We start from the raw sequence: 25,884 nt of genomic DNA on the forward strand, positions 1-25,884 counted from the left end.
GGAAATACACTTCGCTTTCCGCGGGCGGCTGGTGAGCCTCCTCGTGCTACGCACTGTGGGGTCTCACCGATGCCTTTTCTCCCGCAGGAGTCTTCGTGTATTTCCTACGCTAGTGAAGTAGTAACACTTTTCTTTAAACAAGAAATCGGCATCAGCGGAGGCAGAATACGAAGACTCCTGTGGGAGCAGCACGTGTCCGAAGTCCCCGGAGATGCGCCTGCGTCTTCCAGTTACGCTCCGAAGCATGCTTCCTCGGCGCAAGGGAACGAAGAAGCGTATTCAAGAAGTTCCCTGGCTGAGGCCGTGCCCACGGAAAGCGAAGTATTCTGACGGAGCGGTTTTGTAGCACACTATTGAATTAGACTGTCAAAGTAATTCTATGCATAAGTTATGTCGCAGTTTATATAAAAATAACAATAAACTATGCGAAAAGAGCCTTCTGAAACAGCATCACTCTTTTAGAACACAGTGATAATAAGGAGATTGTACTCGTGAAAATCGGCTATCGTACAATTAAGACTGCTATTGGAACTCCAGTTGCTGTTTTAATTGCTCAACTTCTCGGAATAAGTAATTTCATCTCTGCAGGTATTTTAACAATTTTAAGTATACAACCATCTAGAAAAAGATCTGTATTAAGTGCATGGCATCGATTTTTTGCGTGTATTATAGCGAGTGTGTATTCCTTTTTGTTATTTGAACTGTTTGGCTATAATCCATTCGTTTTAGGAATAATGCTTATAGTCTTTATTCCTACCACCGTGTTCTTTAAAATCACACCCGGAATTGCAACGAGTTCCGTAATAACTCTAAACCTATTTAGTACGGGGAGTATATCCTATTCCTTTTTGTTCGAGCAATATTTACTTATTATTGTTGGGCTTGGGGTTGGACTATTAGTTAATTTATACATGCCTAGCTATGATAAGGAATTAAAGGTTAGTCAACAGAAAGTGGAGCATTGCTTTCAGGTGATTTTAAATGAAATAGCTTTATACATAAGAGATAACAACTCAAATTGGGATGGCAAAGAAATTGCGCAATCGGAAGTTATTTTAGATGAAGCTAGTGATTTAGTAAAGTTAGATAGAGAAAATCATATGTTAAGGTCGAAGCATCCTTATTATGATTACTTTGTGATGCGTACCAAACAATTAGAGCAGCTACGCAAAATGTTACCTCTGGTCACAAAGCTACCTAAAACCAATAGCATATCACTTCGAATAGCATCCTTTTTTGAAAAGTTGGCAGATGTCGTACATCCAGGGAATACAGCTGCTCTATATTTACAGGAATTACATCAATTAAAAGAGGATTTTAATCAAGTAGAGTTACCTAGAACACGTGAAGAATTTGAAACAAGAGCAAATATGTTTCGGTTATTATTAGAAATCGAAAATTATCTATTAATTAAGAAAAAGTTTAAAAAAAGTGATGTATCTAAAAAATAAAATAAAAGACTGGCACTACCTAAGCAGTATCCAGTCTTTTGCTTTTTACTATATATTTTCTGATATTTACAAAAACATAACTAAGCCAGCAGTTAATGAAGAAAGTAGCATCGCTATAATCATAATATATACGATGAATTTCACTCTACGCTCGCGTTTTGATTTTTTTCTCGGCATAGGTTTGCTTGATTGATTTGTAGCCATTTATAAGTCCTCCTTAAAATCCCGTTGCTAATTGTATTTTAACGTTAAAATTAATATTGGACAAGTATAAAAATATAATTAAGAATAGAGATATAGTATTTTCTAAATTGTATACCTATTTATGGCAAAGAAATGGAGATGAGATAATGGATGATAACAAAAATAACTTGAGGGAAAAGTGGGAGAATGAGGTCCATTCAACATTAAAGCGCTTTCCTGAAAGAAAAGAAAGCTTCATGACATCCTCAAATATAAATGTAGAGCGGTTATACGAATCTGATCAGGATTCAAATTATGTGGAAAAACTCGGATATCCTGGAGAGTATCCATATACTAGAGGAATTCAACCGACGATGTACCGAAGTCGATTTTGGACGATGCGACAATACGCTGGTTTTGGGTCGGCGGAAGAAACGAATAAACGATTTCGTTATCTCCTGGATCAAGGACAAACGGGATTATCGGTTGCATTCGACTTGCCAACACAAATTGGGTATGATTCAGATGATCCAATGTCTGAAGGTGAAGTCGGGAAAGTAGGAGTTGCCATAGATTCTTTACATGATATGGAAAAATTATTTGATCAAATACCACTAGATCAAGTTAGTACTTCGATGACCATTAATGCTCCAGCGTCTGTGTTACTTTGTATGTATATCGCTGTAGGTGAGAAGCAAGGGGTACCATTAGATAAACTTACGGGAACGATTCAAAATGATATTTTAAAAGAGTATATTGCTAGAGGGACCTATATTTATCCACCAAAGCCATCGATGCGTTTAATAACAAATATATTTGCATACTGTCAGCAGTTTGTACCTAAATTTAATACAATTAGTATTTCTGGTTATCATATCCGAGAAGCAGGTTCTACAGCGGTACAAGAAGCAGCCTTCACTATTGCCAATGGCATGGCGTACGTTGATGCAGCATTGGAATCTGGACTTGCCATCGATGATTTTGCACCGAGACTTGCGTTTTTCTTTAATGCTCATAACAACTTCTTTGAAGAAGTTGCAAAATTTAGAGCAGCTAGACGGGTTTGGGCAAAAATTATGAAGGAACATTACCAAGCTAAAAATCCGAAAAGTTGGAAAATGCGTTTTCATACACAAACAGGCGGATCTACACTAACTGCGCAGCAACCAGATAATAATATAGTCCGGGTAACATTGCAAGCACTTGCTGCTGTCATGGGAGGTACACAAAGTTTACATACGAATTCTCGTGATGAAGCGCTATCCTTACCTACAGAAGACTCTGCGCGAATTGCGCTTAGAACACAGCAAATTATTGCAAATGAAAGCGGTGTAGCAGATACAATAGACCCATTAGGGGGTTCATTTTATGTGGAAGAGCTCACCGACAAAATGGAAGCTGAAATAGGAAAATATCTAGATCGTATTAAAGATATTGGCGGTGCAGTTAAGGCAGTGGAAGAAGGATTTATGCAACGGGAAATTCAACATAATGCTTACGAAACGCAAAAGCGAATTGAAAAAGAAGAAGAAATAATTGTTGGGTTAAATAAGTTTACATTAGATGAAGAAGTGAATCCTGACTTATTAAAAGTGGATGAGGAATTAGAAAAGAGTCAGATTGGAGAAGTAAAACGGGTAAGAGAACAACGGGAAGACGATAAAGTAGATCAAGCACTCAGTGCCATTCGAGTAGCGGCAAAAAATGATGGGGATAATTTAATCCCACATATTTTGGAAGCGGTTAAAGCATATGCAACAATAGGGGAAATTTGTAATGTGCTTCGTGATGAATTTGGGGAATATACCGGCTAAAATTCTAGTTTTTCGTGACTAGTTGCTAGAAAAAGAGAAATGAAAGAAAAGGGGAGAGACTATGGGTAAAATTCGTGTATTAATCGCAAAGCCTGGTTTAGATGGACATGACCGAGGTGCACTAGTCATTGCTCAAGCATTAAGGGATCATGGTATGGAAGTAATTTATACAGGTTTACGGCAATCACCATTACAAATTGCTCAAGCAGCTATTCAGGAAGATGTGGATGTAATTGGGCTTTCATCTTTATCAGGTGCTCACAAAACTTTATTTCCTAAAATAATGGAAGAGTTAACTAAACGTGACGCAGATGATATACCTGTTGTGGCTGGCGGAGTTATTCCGAATGAAGATATTCCTTTTTTACTCGAGAAAGGAATTAATAAGATTTTCACAAGTGGATCATCTACAGAAAGTCTAGCAAAATATATCAAACAATTGGTTAAACCTAAGGTCGATCCGCCTAAAAAAATCGCGCATATAGGTATAGCAGTGAAATCAATAGATGAAGCTCTTTCCTTTTATACAGATTCTTTAGGCTTAGTACTAGAAGCTATAGAAGAAGTTGAGTCAGAGGGTGTTAATGTAGCCTTTTTAAGAATTGGTGAAAGTCGTATTGAACTATTAGAACCGTTACATCATACGTCACCAATCCATTCCTTTATTGAGAAAAAAGGAGAAGGAATTCATCACATTGCTCTAGAGGTGGAAGATATACAGAAACGAGTTAGTCAATTTAAGGAATCGGGTGTGCATTTGATCCATGATGAGCCCAAAATAGGTGCCCATAATAGTCAAATAGCATTTCTTCATCCAAAATCTGCATATGGTGTTCTATTTGAGGTCTGTCAACAAGAAAAGGGTAGGGATTCATAATGGATATTTTTGATAAAATTAATGAATTATATGATAAGCGTAGGTTAGCAGAACTTGGTGGCGGAGACGAACGAATTGAAAAGCAGCATGCTAAAGGGAAACTAACTGCAAGAGAGAGAATTGATTATCTTCTAGATGAAGGGTCTTTTGTAGAATTAAATACGTTTATTGAGCACCGTGGGACTGACTTTGGAATGAATAATTCATCTGCAAAGGGTGAGGGAGTTGTCACGGGTTACGGTAAAGTAAATGGGAGACCAGTTTATTTATTTGCACAGGATTTCACTGTTTATGGTGGAGCACTTGGTGAGATGCACGGGAAAAAGATTGCTTCTGTAATGGATTTAGCAGCTAAAAATGGTGTTCCATTTATTGGATTAAATGACTCAGGAGGAGCAAGAATTCAAGAGGGAGTATCATCACTTGATGGATATGGACATGTATTTTACCGTAATTCCATTTATTCTGGTGTTATTCCACAAATATCAGTTATCATGGGTCCGAGTGCAGGTGGAGCAGTTTATTCTCCAGCGATTACGGATTTTGTTATTATGGTGGAAAAGACTTCACAAATGTTCATAACAGGCCCAAAGGTAATTGAAACAGTTACTGGGGAAAAGATATCTTCTGAAGATTTAGGTGGAGCATATATTCATAATACAAAAAGTGGTAATGCACATTTAAAAGCAAACACCGAATATGAGGCACTGGATGCTGTAAAACAATTGCTGGCATATTTGCCAAATAATAATAATGAAAAGCCACCTGTCGAACAAATGGAACAACAAGACCAGCTCCGACCTAGATTAACCGACATCGTACCATTTGATTCTACAAAACCATATGATGTGAAAAATGTTATTTCAGAAATAGTAGATTCAAATAGCTTTTTTGAAATACACCCTGATTTCGCCAAAAATATTGTAGTTGGATTTGCACGAATAGACGGAAAGGTCGTTGGTTTAGTATGTAATCAACCCAAATATTTAGCTGGTGGACTTGATATTGACTCAAGTGATAAAGCCGCTAGATTTATTCGTTTTTGTGATTCGTTTCATATTCCCTTGATCACGTTTGAAGATGTTACAGGCTTTTTTCCTGGTATTAAGCAAGAGCATGGTGGTATTATACGACATGGAGCAAAGATCTTATATGCATACTCAGAAGCAACTGTACCTAAAATAACAGTTATTACTAGAAAAGCATATGGCGGGGCGTATGTTGCACTGAACAGCAAATCAATTGGTGCGGATTTAGTTTACGCCTGGCCAAATGCAGAAATAGCAGTTATGGGTCCTGAAGGTGCTGCTAACATAATTTTTGCTAAAGACATTGCGGAAAGTGATAACCCGGAGATAACGAGACAAGAAAAGATTGATACGTATCGTGAAAAATTTGCCAATCCTTATATTGCGGCAGGATTAGGAATGGTTGATGATGTTATTGATCCTAGAGAGACGAGGGTGAAGCTGATACAAGCACTTGAAATGCTGGAGAATAAGAATGAACAACGGCCGCAAAAGAAGCATGGAAATATTCCATTATAAACGTACATAGGAGGATATACAACATGACAAGTATTAATACGGACAGATTAATTAATGAATTTATGGAACTCGTACAAATTGATTCGGAAACAAAGTATGAAACAGAAATTGCTGCGGTCCTAAAAGAAAAATTTACAGCCTTGGGATTAGAAGTAATGGAAGATGATAGTAAAGAAAAGACTGGGCATGGAGCTGGCAACTTAATTTGCACATTAAAAGGGAACAAAGATGGCGTTTCTCCGATTTATTTTACATCTCACATGGATACCGTTGTACCAGGAAAAGGTGTTAAACCATCAATCAAGGATGATTATATTGTCTCAGATGGGACAACAATATTAGGAGCAGATGATAAAGCTGGGCTTGCCGCTATTTTAGAAGCTATACGTTCTTTACAAGAAAATAATGTACAGCATGGGGATATTCAATTTGTAATTACGGTAGGAGAAGAATCCGGATTAGTAGGTGCAAAATCATTAGATGGTTCCTTATTACATGCTAAATTTGGGTATGCGTTAGATAGTAACGGTGATGTTGGAGACATAATTGTTGCTGCACCTACTCAAGCCAAAATTTTTGCTATTATCAAAGGTAAAACGGCACATGCAGGTGTTGCTCCCGAAAAAGGGGTATCGGCCATTACGCTAGCTGCAAAAGCTATTTCTAAAATGCCACTTGGTCGAATTGATGAGGAGACGACGGCTAATATTGGTCGCTTTGAAGGTGGAAAACAGACGAATATTGTCGTTGATCATGTAGAAATTCTGGCAGAAGCACGATCGTTAGTTCCAGAAAAAATGGAAGCACAAGTTTCCAAAATGAAGGAAGCGTTTGAAACGACTGCTAAAGAATATGGTGGGGAAGCGGAAGTAGAAATTAAAGTAATGTATCCTGGCTTTAAGCAAGAAGCCGGTGATGAAGTTGTAGAGGTTGCTAGAAATGCTGCGAAAGCAATCGGTCGGGAAAGCAAGCTACTAAAAAGTGGTGGTGGCAGTGATGCAAATGTCATTGCTGGGTTCGGCATCCCGACTGTTAATTTAGCTGTCGGATATGAAGAAATTCATACAACTAATGAACGAATACCAGTAAGTGAACTTGTTAAAATTACAGAGTTAGTAGATGCGATTATTAAAGAAGTGGCGAAGTAATCAATGGGAGCCTTTAGAACTCGATTCTAAGGGTTCTTTTTTCTTAATTATGTAACCCTACTGTAGCCCTCCTCGGCGTGTTAGCTAGCTTGAACGTATGATATAATACAAATATAATCAATTGTTTAAGGATGTATTTCATGGTACAAGAAACTAATAAAAGAAGAATTATATTTCACATGGATATGAATTGCTTTTATGCTTCGGTTGAAATGGCTTTTAACCCGAAGTTAAAAGGTAAACCAGTAGCGATCGCAGGTAACCCTGAAGAACGTAGAGGGATCATTGTAACTAGTAGTTATGAAGCACGAGCAAAAGGTGTCAAGACCACTATGCCTTTATGGCAGGCTAGAAAGCTTTGTCCCAACCTGATTGTGCTACGTCCTAATTTTGAACGTTATCGTACGGCATCACGAGAAATATTTAAGATGATGTCTGAGATAACGCCTTATGTCCAACCGGTGTCAATTGATGAAGGTTATATGGATGTTACTGATGTAAAACATTTAGATTCTCCAATGAAGATAGCTGAAAACCTGCAAAAACAAATATTAGAAAAACTTGATTTACCATGTAGTATAGGAATAGCGCCCAACAAATTTCTAGCTAAAATGGCATCTGATATGAAAAAGCCTCTCGGTATAACGGTATTAAGAAAGAGGGAAATCTCTAAAATGCTTTGGCCATTACCCGTAGGTGAAATGTATGGAGTTGGGGAAAAAACAGCAGAGAAGTTAAACCAAATGGACATCACAACAATAGAGGATCTGGCACATAAGGATGTTTATCAGCTAAAACAGGTTTTAGGTATTAATGGAGAGAGATTGAAAAACAGAGCGAACGGAATTGATTTAAGTCCAGTAGATCCCGATGCGGTTAATGACTTCAAAAGTATAGGAAGTTCACAGACGTTACCTCATGATACTACGAATGAAAATGAAATTAATAGTTTAATGGATTCACTGGCGGATAATATTGAAAGAAGGTTAAAACGTAAACATGTTGCTGGCAGGACCGTCCAAATCATGATTCGTTACTATGACCGAAGAACGATTACACGAAGTAAAAAACTTCAAGCATTTATCGAGGATAAAAAGGATATTGTTGAGGTTGCTTCAGAATTATGGAAAAAACATTGGAATCAAGCCCCTATAAGGTTGTTGGGTATCACTGTTCAAGATATTCATGATAAACAAGATATTGCACAGCAACTTGATCTTTTTACTTACGAAAAAGAGGCAAGTAAAGAAAAGCTATACTCTACTATTGATATGTTGACTGATAAATATGGAAAAAATCCGTTTAAGCAATTAATAAATCAAGAACCAGATGACCAACCGCGTACAAGTTTTCAGAAGGATTTTCTGGATGATTTTAAACAATAGAAGCCCACATTCTACAAAAAAATGTGTGCTTCTATTTTTAATTTCCTACTTCATAAGTTTCTTTACAATGGAATGAGATAGTTTACTGCCAGGGTAGCGGAATGGTATATCAAATTTAGTAGTTTGTTTCAGGATACTTTTTCTGTGTGAGAACGTATCAAAACTGAATTTACCATGATAAGCACCAATGCCACTTGATCCGACTCCTCCAAATGGTAAATGAGGGTTGGCCAAGTGATATAGTGTGTCATTGATACATCCACCACCAAAGGATAGGTTATCAAAGACATATTGTTGTTTCTTCTCTTTTTCTCCAAAAAAATAAAGTGCTAATGGTTTTTCCATTCGTTTTAATTTCTCCACAATGTGATGTAAATCAGAGAATTTCAAAATTGGTAATAGAGGTCCAAATATTTCATCTTGCATAATGGAATCTTCCCAATTTACTTCATCAAAAATAGTTGGTTCAATCAATAATTTCTCTGGATTTATTCTTCCTCCACTTATGATTTTGCCATTTGATAAGAACTCCTTTAATCGATTGAAATGTTTTTCATTTACAATTTTGACGTAATCATTGTTTTCAAGTGGCTTATTACCATATAGTACCTTAATTTGTTTAATCATTGACGAAATTAGCTTTGACTTTACTTTCTCATGAACAAGGACATAGTCTGGAGCGACACAAGTTTGACCTGCATTTGTAAACTTACCCCAAACAATTCGTTTAGCAGCTAAATGAATATTGGCATCTTTATCCACGATAACCGGACTTTTTCCTCCTAGCTCCAATGTTACCGGAGTAAGATTTTTACTTGCTTTTTCCATAATTATCTTTCCAACGGGAGTACTGCCTGTAAAGAAGATATAATCAATTTTTTGCTCCAATAATTTATTACTTACATCAGCATCCCCTTCTACAACAGTAATAAATGATGGGGAAAATGTTTCTTTGATCATTTTAGCAAGTATTGCGGATGTCTCTGATGTGTATTCAGATGGTTTTACGATAACTGTGTTTCCTGCAGCAATGGCACCTATTGTTGGTGCTAATGATAGTTGTAACGGATAATTCCACGGTGCAATAACTAGCGTTACTCCATAGGGTTCCTTTTGAATCAAACTTTTTGAACCTTTATGTGTGATGGGAGTATCAACTTTTTCCGGTTTCATCCATTCTTTTAAATGTTTAATCGTAAAATCTATTTCCATATGAGGAAAGCCAATTTCGGTTGTAAGTGCTTCATAGCTTGATTTATTTAAATCTTTTTTTAGCGCTCGATAGACGCTTTTTTCATACTTTTGGAGCATGTGTTTTAATTCTTTAAGCTGTTTGATACGAAAATCGTACTTTAATGTTTGTCCACTATAAAAGTAAGAACGTTGTAATTCAACTAAATTATCTATTTCTAGCAACTTACTCACTCCTCGCGATTTTTCGTTCATAAAAATCACTAGCAATATGCGTATTCGGAAAAATATCTTGTGCTTCTTGCAATAGTTTATAAGAATCATCCTGTTGGAATCGTGATGAAATATGAGTTAACACCAGCTCTTTAATTGAACTTTCCTTCGCAAGTAGTGCAGCTTGCGTCGTTGTTGAGTGATAATACTTTTTAGCTAGATCTGATTTATCATGATCAAAAGTTGCCTCATGAACTAGTAGATCAGAATTTTTTACAAAGGTGCTATTTTTTTCTGTTGAGCGTGTATCACCTAATATAGAAATAATTCTTCCAGGTTTATTCGGTCCGATAAAGTCTTTTCTCATAATCTGTTCTCCGTCACTGGTTACTACATAGTCATTCTCTTTTATTTGTTGGTAGAGTGGACCTGGTTTAATACCTTTAGCAAGTAGCTTTTCTACTAACAGTTCACCAGGTTTATCTTTCTCTTCGATTCGAAAGCCATAGCTTGGTAGACCATGTTCAAGCTTTTGGCAATATACCGTAAAATTGTCATCACTAAATAGCTTTCCTTCTTCTATTTCAACAATCGAAATAGGGTAGGTTAGGTGTGTTCCACTGATATCAAGGCTTGTCTCTATATATTTTTTTATTCCTAGTGGACCATAAATGGTTAATAAATCATCCCCTCCTTGAAAGGAACGACTACTTAAAAGTCCTGGTATTCCAAATATATGGTCTCCATGAAGATGGGTAATAAAAATTTTATTTATTTTTCTAGGTTTTATAGAAGTATGAAGAATTTGATGTTGTGTTGCTTCTCCACAATCAAATAACCAAATGCTATTTATTTCATGTAGTAGCTTTAATGCGATTGCTGATACATTTCTCTCTTTTGAGGGAACTCCTGAACCAGTTCCTAGGAATAATAATTCCATGATATCCTCCTAAACTAATTCCAACCTCTTGTATATTGCTTTGGTGCAGCAAGCTGATAATTTAATTCATCTGCAGCTTGTTTTGCCCAATATGGATTTCTAAGTAGAGCTCTTGCAATAAATATGAGGTCAGCACGATCATTTTGTAATATCTCTTCTGCTTGAACACCAGAAGTAATTAATCCAACAGCACCCGTTCGGATACCTGTTTCCTGTTTAATTGTTTCTGCCCGTTTTACCTGATATCCAGGATATGTATGAATGGATGCAGGTACTACTCCACCAGAACTACAATCTATAAGCTGTATACCTTGTTGTTTCATTTCATGTACAAAATAGATAAAGTCTTGTAATTCATTTCCATTTTCCTGATATTCATCCGTAGAAATTCGAACAAAAATAGGACCGGCCCATTCTGTTTTTACAGCATCAATGATTTCTTTTAGAAAACGGTATCGATTCTCACGATTACCACCATATTGATCCGTACGTTTGTTGGTAAGTGGCGATAGAAATTGGTTAATTAAGTAACCGTGCGCAGCATGTAGTTCGATAATGTCAAACCCAGCTTCTTTCGAACGAATTGCTCCGTCTTTAAATGCCTCAACAGATTTTTTTATATCCATCGATGTCATTTCCACTGGTGTTTGAAACGATTCATTAAATGAGATTGCAGATGGTGCGTATATTGGTGAATCGAGTTGTGTTTTTCTTCCAGCATGTGCTAATTGAATAGCAGATTTAGCGCCAAAGCTGTGTAATTGTTCATTGAGTTCTGTAAAACCAGAAGTATGATCATCATCCCATATGCCTAAATCTTGTGGAGAAATCCTTCCTTCCGGTTGAACAGCTGTAGCTTCAACCATAATTAATCCAACTTGACCTGCTGCACGAGAAACATAATGTGTCATATGAAAAGGTGTAAGCTTCCCATCTTCATTCATAGAAGAGTACATACACATTGGTGACATGACGATACGGTTTTTTAGAGTTATATCTTGAAAAGTTATTGGTGAAAAAAGTTTTGCCACGATTATTACCTCCTAATTGGTATATAAATTTCGAACGTGTAGAGCCTTGTCAGGAACATCGGTAAATATACCATCACAACCATATTTATAACAATTAAACATACGAACTGTTTTATTAATCGTATACACTCGAATTGGCATGTTTTTTTGGTGACATTGCTCAACAAGATTTGCATGTAATAATCGGTACTTTACATGCAAAGCATTACCACCAAGGTCCTTTGTTAGTTGTGCAAGGTTCCGATTTCTTCTTGAAGTTAAAAAGGCTACCTCAACATGTTTTCGGTATCTTCTCATCCGTTTAATACTATTTGGATTAAATGTAGAGATTGTGCTACGATTTAATAGTTGGAAATGTTCAAGCATTTCATACACAATTGATTCCAAGTTCTTATATTCTATTTTATTATTTTTTAGTTCAATATTTAAATATAAAGGCTTATGAACGAACCATTGTAAAAATTCCTCTAAAGAGAGGATAGTATTTCCAGCAAAAGATTGGTTAAACCATGCACCTGCATCAAGTTGCTTTATTTCCGTAAAAGTATAATTGTTTACTAGTCCGGTTCCATTGGTCGTACGCTTAACATTTTCATCATGTATTAATACTGGAACATGATCTTTTGTTAATTGTACATCTGTTTCAATTCCTTCAGCACCCATTTCGTAGGCGATCTTGAAAGCATCCATGGTATTTTCTGGTGCATATTTACTTGCGCCTCTATGTGCTATTATTTTCGTTTGCATTTTTTCACCTCTCTTTGATTCTGTTTTATTATTTTATAAAAGTCAATTCAGGCATTAGATAGCTATATAATTATCATGTATATTCGAGAATGCTTAAGTGTTGACGGGGTAAACAGATATCAATATGTGTGACAATACAAAGGATAAGGTGTAAAATGAAATAAAAATAATGAATGACTATTCATTTTTGGGGGATAAACACATGAAAGTTTTAGATGAAACGATTAGTCAGCTTACCATTCCTACTCCGTTTGCAGTAGGAGATACACATGTTTATGTGTTAAAAGGTGATACGTTATCATTAGTAGATGCAGGGGTAAAGACACCTGAAGCTTGGGAGGCATTTACGATCCAGTTAAAGGAACTAGGTTATTATCCTAATGATATAGAACAAATCATACTTACACACCACCACCCAGATCACATTGGGTTAGTGGAACAATTTCCACGTGCCAATCGAATTATAGCTCATGAAAACGTGAATCTTTGGTTAACTCGAAATGAGCCATTTTTTAAGCATTATGAAAATTTTTTTCGTGACCTGTTTCAGTCTTCTGGCGTTCCCGATCAATATCAAGCTCTATTAAATAAATTGCGTGCTCCACTTCGATATGCAGGACAAGGTGAAGTAACCGATGTTATTACAGAGGGCGATATTCTCCCGGGCCACCATGAATGGAGCGTTATTGAAACAAAAGGACATGCTCAAAGCCACTTATCTTTCCTACGGGAGCAAGATGGTGCTTTTATTGGAGGGGATCATATTTTATCGCATATTTCCTCTAATCCATTATTAGAACCACCTATAAATGAGTTGGACCGACCAAAACCAATGTTACAATACCGTGCCAATTTGGAAAAATGCCTAGCATTAGGAATTACCACTGTATTTCCTGGACATGGTAGTGTTTTTTCAAATGTTGAAGAGCTTGTTCCATTGCGGTTAACGAAACAGGAACAACGAGCCAATAAAGTACTTACGTTATTAAAGGAATATTCCCAAACACCATTCCAAATTTGCCAGCAGATTTTCCCGAGACAATATGAAAAACAATTAGATTTGACAATGTCTGAAACGATCGGGCAACTTGATTATTTAGAAGCTGAAGACTTGATAAGTAAAACATGTGAGGACGGTTTATTATATTACCATGCGAGATAAGATTGAAAACAAAAAAATAATTATTACGGGATCCTCAGGTGGACTTGGAGAAAAAATAGCTTGGCATATTGCAAAAAACGGCGGAATTCCGATCATGTTAGCAAGATCTATCGATAAACTTGAAAATGTACAACGAAAAATGAAACAGGAACTTGATGCAAATAGTTTTGTTTACCAGGTAGATTTAATGAATGAAAAACTGTTAGTTCATACATTTGATCGAATTCTCATAGAGCATGAAAAGGTGCATGGTTTAATTAATAATGCAGGATTAGGTATATTTGATTTTGTAAATGATTTGGATTGGAAAGATATTGATCGTATGTTTCAATTAAATGTTTATGCTTTAATTCAAGCAACAAAAATTGTCCTCCCGCATTTTGTGGACTTGAAGGGGAATTGCCATATTATTAATATTGCTTCTCAAGCTGGTAAAATCGCAACGCCAAAATCAGCTGTTTATGCTGCCACGAAGCATGCTGTGCTAGGTTTTACCAATTCATTACGTTTGGAGCTAGCAAATGAGAGGGTATTTGTAACAGCAGTAAATTTAGGTCCGGTGCAAACAGATTTTTTTAAACTAGCTGATCCTTTTGGAACTTATCAAGCAAACATTGGGAAATATATGTTGGACCCAGATGACGTTGCTAAAAAAATAGTAGCAAACTTATTTAGACAAAAACGTGAGATTAACCTGCCTTGGTGGATGGATATGGGAAGTAGGTTCTATCATTTATTTCCTAAAACCATGGAGGTATTGCTTCATAAGCAATTCAATAAAAAATGAACAACATAATTACATACAACAGGAGGACAACGAAATGGAATTAACCATTACCGAAATAGCTATGGAGAAAATCAATGAAATTGGTAACCCATCTTTGAAGCTATTATTATGGTATGAAACAGAAGGTTGCGGTTGTGGTGTTAATGGTGTTCCAACTTTTCAACTTATTAATGAACCTACAAGCTATGATAAAACCATTATTTGTAGGGAAATACCAACGTTTGTTCGTGACCAACAGGTAGTTTTCTTTGCAAAAGATATGAAGTTAGATTTTATAAATGGAGCTTTCAGGTTACTTAGTAGAGAAGGTATATTAAACCCATTTATATCTCCGGCAAGTATTCATATTAACGTAGCATAGCACTCTTTTAATATATAATCGAATTTTCCTAGTGAGAGGTGGCACCTGGATCATAAAAATCGATGCCACTTTATTACATTCCATTTCGATTGTAAATAAAAGATCTATTGTACCGATTGCTTCTTTTTTATGTAGTATACAAAGTAATTTAATATGTAAAACTTGGTGAAATTTGAGATTAAATGTACTGCACCAAATCTCGCTCCAGAAATACACTTCGCTTTCCGCGGGCGGCTGGTGAGCCTCCTCGAACTCCGTTCTGCGGGGTCTCACCGATGCCTTTTCTCCCGCCGGAGTCTACGTGTATTTCTTCCGCTAGAACAGTGTATGGACACTTCATAACATGAATTCCCTAGAAATAGCTTTCTGTACCATTGGGAAGAGCTCCACTAAGTGTTGAAATCATTGGCAAACACCATTCCATAATTAGAGAATATCCACTAGCGAAGTATTCTGCTGGAGCGGGTTTGTAGCACTCTTGATAAGATTAAGATAGAAAAACGTTTCAAAGTTACTGCGTAAATTCTATTAATTGCTCATTAAGGTTCGTTTCTTGTAAAAACTACAATTCAGAAACAATAAAAATGGGAGCTTACAAATGTTTCTCGTAATTGAATGCTTTGGTGATTTGTTGTAAATTTTGATAGGTTTCGTTACTTAGGTCTTGGGATGGTTCTATGTCAATATTTTCACGAACCTGGTCAATAGAACTTGCTCCAAAAACCGCGCTAGCTAATGCAGGATGTTTGATAACATATTTTAAAGCTATTGCATTCATTGAAGGTTCGCTACCTATATCCGTGGATATTTTTTCAATAACTTTCTGCAATTCATGATAGGAGTATGCTAGAAATCCATCTTTGCCTTTTTTATTAACCTGATACATTGCACGGTTGCTTAGCATTCCTTTGGCTAGAGGCCCGCGAGCGAGTACACTAATTTGGTTATCATGTAATAGGTCTAATATTTCTGATTCAGGACGTCGATCAAGTAGACTATATTGCATCATAACAGCATCTATATTAGAGCGTTTGACATACTCTCTTATTACATTTGGACGTATAGATGATATCCCATATGCTCGAACTACCCCTTCTTCTTTTAGTCGCTCAAATGCTTCAATAGATTCATCAATAGGGTCGTCGATGGTCCCACCGTGAAGCATATAAAAATCAATATAATCAGTTTGTAATCTACGAAGACTATCTTTCAAGCCATTCATTATATGTTCTTTTGAGGGATCCCAAAACCAATCTTTACCTTCTTTTGAAAAATGATTTCCAACTTTGGAAGTTAAAACTATCTCATTTCGCTTTCCTTTCATAGCATTACCAATTATTTCTTCATTTTTACCAAAATCATATAAATCTGCTGTATCAAGATGATTTATTCCTTTATCTAGTGCGTAATCAATAATGTTAGATGCGTGTGCCTGATCTGTACCAAGAGACATACATCCGAGTGTTAATGTTGAAACGGATATTTCGGATTTACCTAAACGATTTTTTATCATAAAGTTAGATACCCTCCTAATTGTTCTAATTTTATTGTAAAAACACTTGAAGTGAATTACAACTAATATACAATGCTGGAGAAAAGTACTTATGCTAAAATATAATTATCTATATTTACATGAGGGAATGAACAGAATGAAAAAGTTTGAGGAAAAAACAATTCGTACGGAAGAAATATTTGATGGCAAAGTAGTAAAACTGCAAGTGGATGAGGTGCTTCTGCCAAATGGTAAGAGATCTACACGGGAGTTAATTAAACATCCTGGCGCAGTAGCTGTTATCCCCATTACAAAGGATAATAAAATCGTCTTCGTAGAGCAGTTTCGAAAACCACTAGAAAAATCACTGATTGAAATCCCTGCTGGGAAGTTAGAGCCTGGGGAGAAACCAGAAATAACAGCAATTCGAGAATTAGAAGAAGAGACAGGGTACACAACCAGTCAGCTTACATTTGTAACATCATTTTACACTTCACCTGGATTTGCAGACGAATTAATGTATTTGTATCTATCAAGAGATTTGGAAAAAGTAGATCAACCATTAGCCCCTGATGAGGATGAATTTGTTGAAATCATAGAGCTAACTTTAGCAGAAGCGAAAGAATATGTTAGTAAAGAAAGAATTCACGATGCTAAAACAAACTATGCCATTGTATACCTGGAATTACTTGAAAGGATGTTATAATGCTTAACTCTTACTTTGCAGATATGCATATTCATATAGGAAGAGATATGTATGATAAACCGGTGAAAATTACAGCTTCCAAAAGTTTAACGCTGACAAATATTTTAAAAGAATCTAGTCGGAACAAAGGGATACATATGGTAGGTGTAATAGATAGTCAATCACCTGCAGTACAACAAGAACTGAAAAGATTAATTGAATGTGGAGAAGCGTTTGAATTGGATGGTGGTGGTATTCAGTTTGAAGAAGTCACCTTAATTCTCGGCTCAGAAATTGAAATATATGATAACAATTGCCAAGGACCAATACATGTATTGTGCTACTTTCCCACTTTGGAAAAGATCGAACAGTTCTCAGAATGGCTCGTAACGAAAATGAAAAATATTACGTTAAGCTCGCAGCGCTACTACGGTACGGCAAAAGAATTACAATATAAGGTGAAAGAACTGTCGGGCTTATTTATTCCTGCTCATGTTTTCACACCTTTTAAAAGTCTGTACGGAAAAGGAGTTCACAAATCACTAACGGAAGTTTTTGATCCAGATTTAATAGATGGAATAGAACTTGGTCTAAGTTCAGATACAGAAATGGCTGATCAAATCAAAGAACTTCATCATTATACTTTTGTTACAAATTCTGATGCCCATTCATTAGCTAAAATAGCTCGTGAATATCAAGAAGTATTAATGGATGAACCGTCGTTTCAAGAATTTGAGTTGGCATTACATGAAGTGAATGGTCGAAAAATCAGTCGAAACTTTGGTATGAATCCAAAGTTGGGAAAATATCATACTACAGTTTGTGATCATTGCCTCGAATTATTACAATCCGATAGTAAGGAATGTCCAACATGTGGCTCACACAAAGTTATTAAAGGTGTATTTGATCGGATAAGAGAAATTTCTGATACGGATGTAGAGCATAAACGTCCCCCATATATATATCAAGTACCGTTAGAATATTTACCTAAATTAGGTCCTAAAACGTTTGAAAATTTATTAAGGCATTTTCAAACAGAGATGAACATCATCCATCACGTTTCAGTCGAAGAATTAAAGGAAGTTATACCAGAGAAACTAGCAAAGGCAATTATAGAGATGAGAGAAGGTAATCTGGTCATAAAATCCGGAGGTGGCGGAAAATACGGTAGTATACACACTAGTTAAATTTTATAGGTTTTCGAAGAAAAGATAGAATTATTGGTATTTTTATGTGGAATTCTTCATAGTTTTTAAATATAAAAGCAACTATTGAATGGAGGATTCCAATGAACAAAAGAAGCATGCAATTAGTAGACCATATGAAGGAACATGCAACGATTTATATATTTATGATAATCTTATTTTTAACAGGAATAATCTTTGGTGCTATTATCGTTAATAGTATGAATTTTGATCAGAAACATGATTTATTCTTTTATTTGGAACGATTTTTTGGTCAAATTTCTAACGGTCAAACGATTGAGAGCAAAGATATATTAAAAGAAAGTTTTTTCTATCATGCAAAGTATTTGTTATTGCTATTTTTGTTAGGATTATCTGTCATTGGGCTGCCTATTGTATGGATACTTCTTTTTATTAAAGGATTAGTAATCGGATTCTCTGTAGGATTTATTGTGAACCAATTAGGGGTGCAAGGTTTTTTATTAGCCACATTGTCGATTGCGCCTCAAAATATCTTAATTATTCCGGTCTACATCATCGCTGGAAGTCTATCGATGATTTTTTCGTTATCATTATTAAATAAATTATTTAGTCGAAAAATGTCACAATCAGTGTTTCAACCATTTGCAAGATACGTAATTGTGTTTATCGTATTGCTAGGTGCTTCTTCCATTGCTGCCATATTAGAGGCTTTTGTGGCAAATGGAGCAATGGAATCTCTAATTCAGTCACTCTACACAAAGAGTTAAACAGAAGACAAATAATAATTATTCTATTATAATAATTATTATTGTATGCAAATTATACTCATTATACTTTGACACTGCGTTTCACAGTGCATATAATAAAGGTGGGATATGAGGGAGGGAATCTGCTATGGAACATCGAATTGATCGGATTAAAAAACAACTCCATGCACAAAGCTATAAGCTAACTCCACAAAGAGAAGCAACTGTTCGAGTACTTTTGGAACGTGAAGAAGATCATTTAAGTGCAGAGGATATATACCTTTTAGTGAAAGAAAAAGCGCCCGAAATTGGTTTAGCTACTGTATACCGAACATTAGAATTATTATCTGAATTAAAAATTGTTGATAAAATAAACTTTGGTGATGGTGTGTCTAGGTATGATCTAAGAAAAGAAGGCGCAGAACACTTCCACCATCATTTGGTATGTATTGAATGTGGTTCCGTTGAAGAAATTATGGATGATTTACTTGGAGATGTTGAAAAAATTGTTGAGAATGAATGGGGCTTTAAAGTAAAGGACCATCGATTAACTTTTCATGGGCTCTGTAAAAAATGTCAAAAAGCTATTACAGTTGAAGCTTGATGATTTATGGTGGTGATGTCTTTTTTCTAAGGAGAAAAGGCATTTTTAATTTGTTTACAACTAACACTGGTAAGTTATTATTTTACAAAGGTACATAAATACGTTATTTTGAAATAGATGGAATTATAGATGGATTATCTTCATTAGCTGACATGTAAGCACATTTTTCCAAAACGAAGAAAGAGGATTTAGGTAACAGGTGACCACCTTTCTAATAATTTACTATTTTTATGGACTAGTTTTATAGTTATATGTATAAACCTAAACTTTTTTGGCATATCTTTTAATATTAACGTTTTTATTAAGAGGAGAAATGCCAAATGAAGCGAGCGGTATGGGATGCAATTAAAGTATTTGTCATTTTCATTGCATGCACGTTTTTATTTTATTTTGGATTGCAAATCATGCACTCTGAATATGAGCAATTTCATCGCTATGATCCACCTGAAGGCCCATCAGTTAAAGTATTTAATAGTGAGCAAAGTTTTATTGATCGATTGAATATATTTTTTCGATTAGGGGAGTAATGCTATGGTAATGCACGCCTTAGAAGATTTTCTTCATTACTTACAAGTTGAAAGAGGATCATCCGTCAATACAATAAATTCCTATAAAAGAGATTTAAAGAAATATGTACAGTTTCTCCAAAAAGAAGGAAACAAGCAAAATTGGGATATGGTTACTAGAGGAGATATTATTAGCTTTTTGCATAAGTTAAAAGATGATGGAAGATCGTCTGCAACAATTGCCAGAACCATTTCTTCGATTCGACTTTATCATCAGTTCTTAATACGTGAAGGTGTTGCCAAACAAGATGCTAGCTTACATATCGAGACACCAAAGATTGAGAGAAAGCTTCCAGCAATATTATCAATAGAAGATGTGGATAATCTACTAAATATACAAGTGAAAACTCCACTAGATATACGCAATAAAGCAATGCTAGAATTACTTTATGCTACTGGATTACGTGTTAGTGAACTTACGTCTTTAAAGGTAAGTGATCTTCATTTGACAATGGGATTTGTGCGCTGTTTTGGTAAAGGGTCAAAGGAACGAATCGTTCCCCTAGGAAATGCTGCACATCGAGCGGTTGAGAATTATATTCAACAGGCAAGAAAACATTTGATAAAAAAAAATAATGATGAAAACTTCTTATTTTTGAATCAACATGGTAAACCGTTAACAAGACAAGGTTTCTGGAAAATACTGAAAGCGATAGCAAAAAATGCGAATATAAAGAAAGATATTACACCACATACACTTAGACATTCATTTGCAACCCATTTATTGGAAAATGGTGCTGATTTACGTGCGGTCCAAGAGATGCTTGGCCATGCAGATATCTCAACAACTCAAATTTATACGCATGTGACAAAAGCTAGATTAAAAGATATGTATAAAACATATCATCCGAGAGCATAATTTTTTCGATTTAGTTGTCTGACATCATACAACGTTATTCGTTTATTATTGTTTTCAATCAGATTGTTGTTTTTCTCGAGTAATAAATAGTAATTAATAGTTGATGTAAACTGCGCAGTAACTTTGAAACGTTTTTCTCTCTTAATCTTAGCCTAAGATTATAAACATATATTTCGTACATATTAGGCAATATAATCAACAGGAGGTAAATATCATGAAAAATTTTAAACGAGTTTTCTTAGTTGTAATGGATTCGGTAGGAATCGGTGAAGCGCCAGATGCAGATAAATTTAATGACACAGGTGCTGATACATTAGGCCATATTGCAGAACATATGAATGGTCTTCACATGCCACATATGGGGCAATTGGGGCTAAGTAATATTCGAGAAATTAAAGGGATTGAAAAAGCAGAAAAACCATTAGCACATTATACGAAAATGCAAGAGGCATCTAATGGAAAAGACACCATGACAGGCCACTGGGAAATAATGGGTTTACATATTGAACAGCCGTTTCGAACATTTCCTGATGGATTTCCTCCTGAATTAATTGAAGCGTTGGAAGAGAAGACTGGACGAAAAATAATTGGAAATAAACCTGCTTCAGGAACTGAAATCTTAGATGAACTTGGTGAAGAGCATATGAATACTGGAGCACTTATTGTCTATACTTCTGCAGATTCCGTTTTGCAAATAGCTGCTCATGAAGAAATTATTTCGATAGAAGAGCAATATCGAATTTGTGAAATAGCAAGAGAGCTAACTTTAGATGAAAAATATATGGTTGGTCGAGTTATTGCGAGACCATTCATTGGAAAACCTGGTGCTTTCGAACGTACTTCTAATCGACATGATTACGCACTTAAACCATTTGGTCGTACTGTCATGAATACGTTGCAAGATGAAAAGTATGATGTCATTGCAATTGGCAAAATCTCTGATATCTATGATGGAGAAGGTGTAACAGAGGCAATTCGTACTACAGATAATGATGACGGTATGACGAAACTGGTGGAATCCATGGATAAAGATTTTAACGGTTTAAGCTTCTTAAACTTAGTTGATTTCGATGCTAAGTATGGACACCGTCGCGACCCACAAGGTTATGGAGAAGCATTAGAAGCTTTTGATAAGAGACTACCTGAAGTATTAGAAAAGCTTCAATCTGACGACTTACTAATTATTACAGCTGATCATGGAAATGATCCTGTTCATCATGGTACAGATCATACCCGTGAGTTTGTTCCGTTAGTTGTCTATCATACTTCTATTAATGATGGAACGGAGATTCCTTTGCGAAATACATTTGCTGACATTGGAGCAACCATTGCAGAGAACTTTCAAGTAACAAAACCTGAGTTTGGAAAAAGCTTTTTAAATGAGATAAGAAAATAAAAGGGATGGATGTAAAAATGGATCAAGTATCAATTAAAGAAGCAAGTCAATTTATAAAAGAAAAGTTATCTAAAACACCAACTCTAGGATTAATTCTTGGGTCTGGTTTGGGTGTATTAGGAGAAGAAATTGAAAATAAAACTTTCATTTCATATAAAGATATTCCCCATTTTCCAGAATCAACAGTGTCCGGACATAAAGGACAGTTAGTAATAGGAACATTAGAAGGAAAACAGGTTATTGCAATGCAGGGTAGGTTTCATTTTTATGAAGGCTATTCTATGCAACAAGTTACATTTCCTGTTCGAGTAATGAAACAATTAGGCATTGAATCCATTATCGTGACAAATGCTGCTGGGGGAATAAATGAATCCTTCGAGCCTGGGGACTTAATGATTATTACAGATCATATTAATAACATGGGTACGAATCCATTAATTGGCCCTAATGATGATGAATTAGGGGCACGTTTTCCTGACATGTCGAAAGTATATGATCCGGAATATATACAGTTTGCAAAGAATTGTGCAAATGAAATCGGAATTACAGTTCGTGAAGGTGTTTATGTTGGTAATACTGGACCGGTGTATGAGACTCCGGCAGAGGTAAGAATGTTAAGAACAGTAGGTGGAGATGCAGTTGGAATGTCTACCGTTCCTGAAGTAACTGTTGCGGGTCATGCTGGATTACGAGTTTTAGGTATTTCTTGTATTTCTAATATGGCAGCAGGAATTTTAGACCAACCTCTCACACACCAAGAAGTTATAGAAACAACTGAAAAAGTAAGAGAAGATTTCTTACGTTTCGTGAAAAAGATAATTAGTGACTTACCAAATTCATAACAGAGGATGATACACATGAGAATGTACGACATCATCGAAAATAAACGTGATGGAAAAGAATTAACTGACGAAGAAATACAGTTTTTTATTAATGGCTATACGAAGGGAGATATCCCTGATTATCAGGTTAGTGCACTATTAATGGCTATTTACTTTCAAGACATGACGGAAAAAGAAAGAGCTATATTAACAACTGTAATGGTTCAGTCAGGTGACCAAATCGACCTGTCCGAAATATCAGGGATTAAAGTTGATAAGCACTCTACAGGTGGAGTGGGCGATACAACAACATTAATTTTGGCACCATTAGTAGCATCCTTAGGTGTTCCAGTTGCTAAAATGAGTGGGAGAGGGTTAGGACATACTGGTGGTACGATTGATAAATTAGAATCCGTCCCAGGATTTCATGTGGAGATTACAAATGATGAATTTATATCCCTTGTAAATCAAAACAAAGTTGCCGTAATTGGCCAATCAGGTAACTTAACTCCTGCCGATAAAAAATTATATAGTTTAAGGGATGTCACAGCTACAGTAAATTCTATCCCATTAATAGCTAGTTCTATTATGAGTAAAAAAATTGCTGCCGGTGCGGATGCGATAGTTCTAGATGTAAAAACAGGTGCTGGAGCATTCATGAAGGATTTAAATGATGCGAAGGAATTAGCAAAAGCAATGGTTTCTATCGGTAATCATGTGGGAAGAAAAACGATGGCTGTCATTTCTGATATGAGTCAACCTTTAGGTAATGCGATTGGCAATGCATTAGAAGTGAAAGAAGCCATTGAAACATTGCAAGGCAAGGGGCCAGAGGATTTGACAGAATTATGTTTAACCTTAGGTAGTCAGATGGTAGTATTAGGAAATAAAGCCAATAGCCTTGATGAAGCAAAAGCTAGATTAGAAGAAAACTTACACAATGGAAAAGCGTTTGAGCAATTTAAAACATTCTTACGTTCCCAAGGTGGAGATATTAGTGTTGCAGAAGATCCAACCTTACTTCCCAAAGCTTCGAAAATGGTTGAATTACCAGCTAAAAAAGGTGGAACTGTTGCATCTATCATTGCAGACCAAATCGGATCTGCAGCAATGATGTTAGGTGCTGGAAGAGCAACGAAAGAGTCTGAAATTGATTTAGCAGTTGGGATTGTTTTACACAAAAAAGTTGGCGATAAAGTTGAAATTGGTGAACCGCTCCTAACGATCCACGCTAATCAATCGGATATTCAAGAGGTACAGAACAAACTATATGAGAGTATTGAAATAGTGGAATCATCCGTAAAAGCACCGTTACTCGTTCATGAAATTATAACCGAATAAACACAAATGTTACAGGAGTTTGAAAGCACATGAATATTCATGTGCTTTTTCTTGCTTATAGTTATAAAATTATTGAATCATGGCAATCCTAAATGTATATTGATTGCTGGAGGTATAACAATGAAAAAATATGCTCTAATGATTTGTGTTTCATTACTTGCAATATGTTCATTAAATGTATCTGTGTATGCAGAAGAGGGTAATGCAAGTGAGACGAATGATTCTTTAGATCTTGCTCCAGATGCTAAATCTGCTATATTGATTGAGCGAGACACGGGCAAGGTACTGTTTGATAAAAATGCAAATGAAAAATTACCACCTGCTAGTATGACCAAAATTATGACCCTTTTATTAATCATGGAAGAGTTAGAAAAAGGAAATTTGAAAAAAGACGAAATGATCAGAATTAGTGAAAATGCAGCCTCTATGGGAGGATCCCAAATTTTTCTAGAAGCTGGAGAAGAAATGTCTGTAAATGATCTATTAAAAGGGATTGCAATTGCATCTGGAAATGACGCTAGTGTTGCTTTAGCTGAAAGAATAGCTGGAAGTGAAGAAGCTTTTGTTGGAAGAATGAATGATAAATTAAAAGAACTAAATTTAAAGAACACGAAATTTCAGAATGTATCTGGATTGCCAGCTGATGACCACTATAGTACGTCACACGATATGGCCGTTATCGCCAAGGAATTATTAAAGTATGAATCAATAACGGAGTATACATCTATATATGAAGACTATTTACGTAAAGGTAAAGAAGATGAATTTTGGCTAGTGAATACCAATAAATTGGTAAGGTTTTATCCTGGAGTTGATGGCTTAAAAACAGGATTTACAAATGAAGCCAAGTATTGCTTAACAGCTACAGCAAAGAAAAATGATATGCGTGTTATTGCAGTAGTGATGGGGGTGGAAACACCAAAAGAACGTAATGCTACTGTTTCAAATATGTTAGACTTTGCTTTTAATCACTTTGATACAAAAAAATTATTTGATAAAGGGCAAGTAATTACAAATTTGGAATTATTAAAGGCTGAGCAAAAAAGTATTGATATTGTTGCATCACAATCGATAAGTACCATATATAAAAAAGGTGAGTCTATCGAAAATATCACGACATCTGTAGATATAGATGAAAACCTGCAAGCTCCACTTCAAAAAGGTGACCAGGTAGGTATTTTAACGGTGAAAAATGAAGATAAAATATTGTCAGAAACCCCTTTGATCGTTGAAGTCGATGTTGAAAAAGCATCCTTTATGACTTTATTTAAACGATCCTTGCAACGATTGTCGAAATTTCAGTAATTTATACGTTAAAACACGATTTTCTTCTACTTTTGTCAACAGGCAGGAAATTGCCCATTTAATCAA

General features: G+C 35.7%; 25 protein-coding genes. 19 read left to right on the forward strand and 6 right to left on the reverse strand.

Going from position 1 to position 25,884, the window contains the following annotated elements; translation table 11 throughout:
• Positions 1-491: 491 nt before the first annotated feature.
• On the forward strand, positions 492-1,451 hold the full coding sequence (locus tag ACFSTA_RS12865) for an aromatic acid exporter family protein (RefSeq protein ID WP_377557122.1): 960 nt from the start codon (positions 492-494) through the stop codon (positions 1,449-1,451).
• 66 nt (positions 1,452-1,517) lie between these two features.
• Here the strand turns inward: ACFSTA_RS12865 and prli42 are convergent, their stop codons facing one another.
• The gene (gene prli42 / locus ACFSTA_RS12870; protein WP_377557123.1) at positions 1,518-1,655 is read right to left on the reverse strand and encodes a stressosome-associated protein Prli42; all 138 of its coding nucleotides are present in this window, start codon (positions 1,653-1,655) and stop codon (positions 1,518-1,520) included.
• A 146-nt stretch (positions 1,656-1,801) separates the two neighbouring features.
• Here prli42 and ACFSTA_RS12875 point away from each other — a divergent pair, with 146 nt between their 5' ends.
• The 5 genes from ACFSTA_RS12875 to ACFSTA_RS12895 all read left to right on the forward strand — a co-directional run bounded on the left by ACFSTA_RS12875 (position 1,802) and on the right by ACFSTA_RS12895 (position 8,405).
• Positions 1,802-3,448: an acyl-CoA mutase large subunit family protein gene (locus ACFSTA_RS12875; protein WP_377557124.1), complete on the forward strand. Its 1,647-nt coding sequence runs from the start codon at positions 1,802-1,804 to the stop codon at positions 3,446-3,448.
• Positions 3,449-3,509: 61 nt separating this feature from the next.
• Complete coding sequence (gene mce, locus ACFSTA_RS12880; protein ID WP_377557125.1) at positions 3,510-4,325, forward strand: methylmalonyl-CoA epimerase; 816 nt, start codon at positions 3,510-3,512, stop codon at positions 4,323-4,325.
• Complete coding sequence (locus ACFSTA_RS12885; protein WP_377557127.1) at positions 4,325-5,872, forward strand: acyl-CoA carboxylase subunit beta; 1,548 nt, start codon at positions 4,325-4,327, stop codon at positions 5,870-5,872. The genes mce and ACFSTA_RS12885 overlap by 1 nt, the downstream gene beginning before the upstream one ends.
• A gap of 23 nt (positions 5,873-5,895) precedes the next feature.
• Positions 5,896-7,020: a M20/M25/M40 family metallo-hydrolase gene (locus tag ACFSTA_RS12890; RefSeq protein ID WP_377557128.1), complete on the forward strand. Its 1,125-nt coding sequence runs from the start codon at positions 5,896-5,898 to the stop codon at positions 7,018-7,020.
• 131 nt (positions 7,021-7,151) lie between these two features.
• Positions 7,152-8,405 (forward strand): DNA polymerase IV, encoded by a 1,254-nt coding sequence (locus ACFSTA_RS12895; protein ID WP_377557129.1) that lies wholly within the window; start codon positions 7,152-7,154, stop codon positions 8,403-8,405.
• Between the two features lie 45 nt (positions 8,406-8,450).
• Here ACFSTA_RS12895 and ACFSTA_RS12900 read toward each other — a convergent pair whose 3' ends face one another.
• From ACFSTA_RS12900 to ACFSTA_RS12915, 4 genes are read right to left on the reverse strand one after another with little or no spacing between them, the layout of a single operon-like run.
• Complete coding sequence (locus ACFSTA_RS12900; RefSeq protein ID WP_377557130.1) at positions 8,451-9,821, reverse strand: aldehyde dehydrogenase; 1,371 nt, start codon at positions 9,819-9,821, stop codon at positions 8,451-8,453.
• 1 nt (position 9,822) lies between these two features.
• On the reverse strand, positions 9,823-10,749 hold the full coding sequence (rnz, locus tag ACFSTA_RS12905; protein ID WP_377557131.1) for a ribonuclease Z: 927 nt from the start codon (positions 10,747-10,749) through the stop codon (positions 9,823-9,825).
• 14 nt (positions 10,750-10,763) lie between these two features.
• Positions 10,764-11,780 carry an NADPH dehydrogenase NamA gene (gene namA / locus ACFSTA_RS12910; protein ID WP_377557132.1) on the reverse strand — a complete coding sequence of 339 codons (1,017 nt, stop codon included), beginning with the start codon at positions 11,778-11,780 and terminating at the stop codon, positions 10,764-10,766.
• A gap of 12 nt (positions 11,781-11,792) precedes the next feature.
• Entirely contained in the window at positions 11,793-12,527 is a 735-nt protein-coding gene (locus tag ACFSTA_RS12915) for a glycerophosphodiester phosphodiesterase (RefSeq protein WP_377557133.1), read from the reverse strand.
• 202 nt (positions 12,528-12,729) lie between these two features.
• Between ACFSTA_RS12915 and ACFSTA_RS12920 the strand changes: the two genes are divergently transcribed.
• The 3 genes from ACFSTA_RS12920 to ACFSTA_RS12930 are packed head-to-tail and all read left to right on the forward strand — an operon-like array spanning position 12,730 to position 14,837.
• Complete coding sequence (locus ACFSTA_RS12920; protein ID WP_377557134.1) at positions 12,730-13,689, forward strand: MBL fold metallo-hydrolase; 960 nt, start codon at positions 12,730-12,732, stop codon at positions 13,687-13,689.
• Entirely contained in the window at positions 13,679-14,476 is a 798-nt protein-coding gene (locus ACFSTA_RS12925) for an SDR family NAD(P)-dependent oxidoreductase (protein WP_377557135.1), read from the forward strand. The genes ACFSTA_RS12920 and ACFSTA_RS12925 overlap by 11 nt, the downstream gene beginning before the upstream one ends.
• 34 nt (positions 14,477-14,510) lie before the next feature.
• Entirely contained in the window at positions 14,511-14,837 is a 327-nt protein-coding gene (locus tag ACFSTA_RS12930) for an iron-sulfur cluster biosynthesis family protein (protein ID WP_377557136.1), read from the forward strand.
• Positions 14,838-15,429: 592 nt separating this feature from the next.
• Here ACFSTA_RS12930 and ACFSTA_RS12935 read toward each other — a convergent pair.
• Complete coding sequence (locus tag ACFSTA_RS12935; RefSeq protein ID WP_377557137.1) at positions 15,430-16,350, reverse strand: aldo/keto reductase; 921 nt, start codon at positions 16,348-16,350, stop codon at positions 15,430-15,432.
• 136 nt (positions 16,351-16,486) lie between these two features.
• Between ACFSTA_RS12935 and ACFSTA_RS12940 the strand changes: the two genes are divergently transcribed.
• From ACFSTA_RS12940 to ACFSTA_RS12985, 10 genes are all read left to right on the forward strand, one after another.
• Positions 16,487-17,035, forward strand: a complete 549-nt coding sequence (locus tag ACFSTA_RS12940; RefSeq protein ID WP_377557138.1) for an NUDIX domain-containing protein — start codon at positions 16,487-16,489, stop codon at positions 17,033-17,035.
• Positions 17,035-18,201, forward strand: coding sequence for an endonuclease Q family protein (locus ACFSTA_RS12945; protein ID WP_377557139.1), 1,167 nt, complete (start codon positions 17,035-17,037; stop codon positions 18,199-18,201). The genes ACFSTA_RS12940 and ACFSTA_RS12945 overlap by 1 nt, the downstream gene beginning before the upstream one ends.
• A 101-nt stretch (positions 18,202-18,302) precedes the next feature.
• Complete coding sequence (gene spoIIM / locus ACFSTA_RS12950) at positions 18,303-18,947, forward strand: stage II sporulation protein M (protein WP_377557140.1); 645 nt, start codon at positions 18,303-18,305, stop codon at positions 18,945-18,947.
• A gap of 127 nt (positions 18,948-19,074) precedes the next feature.
• Positions 19,075-19,530: a ferric iron uptake transcriptional regulator gene (gene fur, locus ACFSTA_RS12955; RefSeq protein WP_377557141.1), complete on the forward strand. Its 456-nt coding sequence runs from the start codon at positions 19,075-19,077 to the stop codon at positions 19,528-19,530.
• A 320-nt stretch (positions 19,531-19,850) separates the two neighbouring features.
• Positions 19,851-20,057 carry a DUF4227 family protein gene (locus tag ACFSTA_RS12960; protein WP_377557143.1) on the forward strand — a complete coding sequence of 69 codons (207 nt, stop codon included), beginning with the start codon at positions 19,851-19,853 and terminating at the stop codon, positions 20,055-20,057.
• Positions 20,058-20,061: 4 nt separating this feature from the next.
• Entirely contained in the window at positions 20,062-20,955 is an 894-nt protein-coding gene (xerD, locus tag ACFSTA_RS12965; RefSeq protein WP_377557144.1) for a site-specific tyrosine recombinase XerD, read from the forward strand.
• Between the two features lie 214 nt (positions 20,956-21,169).
• Positions 21,170-22,351 carry a phosphopentomutase gene (gene deoB, locus ACFSTA_RS12970; RefSeq protein WP_377557145.1) on the forward strand — a complete coding sequence of 394 codons (1,182 nt, stop codon included), beginning with the start codon at positions 21,170-21,172 and terminating at the stop codon, positions 22,349-22,351.
• A 17-nt stretch (positions 22,352-22,368) separates the two neighbouring features.
• Positions 22,369-23,193 (forward strand): purine-nucleoside phosphorylase, encoded by an 825-nt coding sequence (locus tag ACFSTA_RS12975; RefSeq protein ID WP_377557146.1) that lies wholly within the window; start codon positions 22,369-22,371, stop codon positions 23,191-23,193.
• Between the two features lie 15 nt (positions 23,194-23,208).
• A complete protein-coding gene (locus ACFSTA_RS12980; protein ID WP_377557147.1) occupies positions 23,209-24,513 on the forward strand; it encodes a pyrimidine-nucleoside phosphorylase in 1,305 nt (434 codons plus the stop codon).
• Positions 24,514-24,633: 120 nt separating this feature from the next.
• The gene (locus ACFSTA_RS12985) at positions 24,634-25,818 is read left to right on the forward strand and encodes a D-alanyl-D-alanine carboxypeptidase family protein (RefSeq protein ID WP_377557148.1); all 1,185 of its coding nucleotides are present in this window, start codon (positions 24,634-24,636) and stop codon (positions 25,816-25,818) included.
• Positions 25,819-25,884: the final 66 nt, after the last annotated feature.

Origin of the sequence: Ornithinibacillus salinisoli (assembly GCF_042684965.1) — a bacterium.
GTDB classification, from domain to species: Bacteria; Bacillota; Bacilli; order Bacillales; family Amphibacillaceae; genus Ornithinibacillus; species Ornithinibacillus salinisoli.

What these genes read in the sequence shown, in the direction of transcription:
- mce (WP_377557125.1), top strand. Translation starts at nt 3,510, where the DNA reads ATGGGTAAAATTCGTGTATTAATCGCAAAGCCTGGTTTAGATGGACAT.
- ACFSTA_RS12895 (WP_377557129.1), top strand. Translation starts at nt 7,152, where the DNA reads ATGTATTTCATGGTACAAGAAACTAATAAAAGAAGAATTATATTTCAC.
- ACFSTA_RS12930 (WP_377557136.1), top strand. Translation starts at nt 14,511, where the DNA reads ATGGAATTAACCATTACCGAAATAGCTATGGAGAAAATCAATGAAATT.
- ACFSTA_RS12985 (WP_377557148.1), top strand. Translation starts at nt 24,634, where the DNA reads ATGAAAAAATATGCTCTAATGATTTGTGTTTCATTACTTGCAATATGT.
- ACFSTA_RS12940 (WP_377557138.1), top strand. Translation starts at nt 16,487, where the DNA reads ATGAAAAAGTTTGAGGAAAAAACAATTCGTACGGAAGAAATATTTGAT.
- ACFSTA_RS12975 (WP_377557146.1), top strand. Translation starts at nt 22,369, where the DNA reads ATGGATCAAGTATCAATTAAAGAAGCAAGTCAATTTATAAAAGAAAAG.
- ACFSTA_RS12875 (WP_377557124.1), top strand. Translation starts at nt 1,802, where the DNA reads ATGGATGATAACAAAAATAACTTGAGGGAAAAGTGGGAGAATGAGGTC.
- fur (WP_377557141.1), top strand. Translation starts at nt 19,075, where the DNA reads ATGGAACATCGAATTGATCGGATTAAAAAACAACTCCATGCACAAAGC.
- deoB (WP_377557145.1), top strand. Translation starts at nt 21,170, where the DNA reads ATGAAAAATTTTAAACGAGTTTTCTTAGTTGTAATGGATTCGGTAGGA.
- ACFSTA_RS12960 (WP_377557143.1), top strand. Translation starts at nt 19,851, where the DNA reads ATGAAGCGAGCGGTATGGGATGCAATTAAAGTATTTGTCATTTTCATT.
- prli42 (WP_377557123.1), bottom strand. Translation starts at nt 1,655, where the DNA reads ATGGCTACAAATCAATCAAGCAAACCTATGCCGAGAAAAAAATCAAAA.
- rnz (WP_377557131.1), bottom strand. Translation starts at nt 10,749, where the DNA reads ATGGAATTATTATTCCTAGGAACTGGTTCAGGAGTTCCCTCAAAAGAG.
- ACFSTA_RS12885 (WP_377557127.1), top strand. Translation starts at nt 4,325, where the DNA reads ATGGATATTTTTGATAAAATTAATGAATTATATGATAAGCGTAGGTTA.
- ACFSTA_RS12945 (WP_377557139.1), top strand. Translation starts at nt 17,035, where the DNA reads ATGCTTAACTCTTACTTTGCAGATATGCATATTCATATAGGAAGAGAT.
- spoIIM (WP_377557140.1), top strand. Translation starts at nt 18,303, where the DNA reads ATGAACAAAAGAAGCATGCAATTAGTAGACCATATGAAGGAACATGCA.
- ACFSTA_RS12980 (WP_377557147.1), top strand. Translation starts at nt 23,209, where the DNA reads ATGAGAATGTACGACATCATCGAAAATAAACGTGATGGAAAAGAATTA.
- xerD (WP_377557144.1), top strand. Translation starts at nt 20,062, where the DNA reads ATGGTAATGCACGCCTTAGAAGATTTTCTTCATTACTTACAAGTTGAA.
- ACFSTA_RS12935 (WP_377557137.1), bottom strand. Translation starts at nt 16,350, where the DNA reads ATGATAAAAAATCGTTTAGGTAAATCCGAAATATCCGTTTCAACATTA.
- ACFSTA_RS12915 (WP_377557133.1), bottom strand. Translation starts at nt 12,527, where the DNA reads ATGCAAACGAAAATAATAGCACATAGAGGCGCAAGTAAATATGCACCA.
- ACFSTA_RS12920 (WP_377557134.1), top strand. Translation starts at nt 12,730, where the DNA reads ATGAAAGTTTTAGATGAAACGATTAGTCAGCTTACCATTCCTACTCCG.
- ACFSTA_RS12890 (WP_377557128.1), top strand. Translation starts at nt 5,896, where the DNA reads ATGACAAGTATTAATACGGACAGATTAATTAATGAATTTATGGAACTC.
- ACFSTA_RS12925 (WP_377557135.1), top strand. Translation starts at nt 13,679, where the DNA reads ATGCGAGATAAGATTGAAAACAAAAAAATAATTATTACGGGATCCTCA.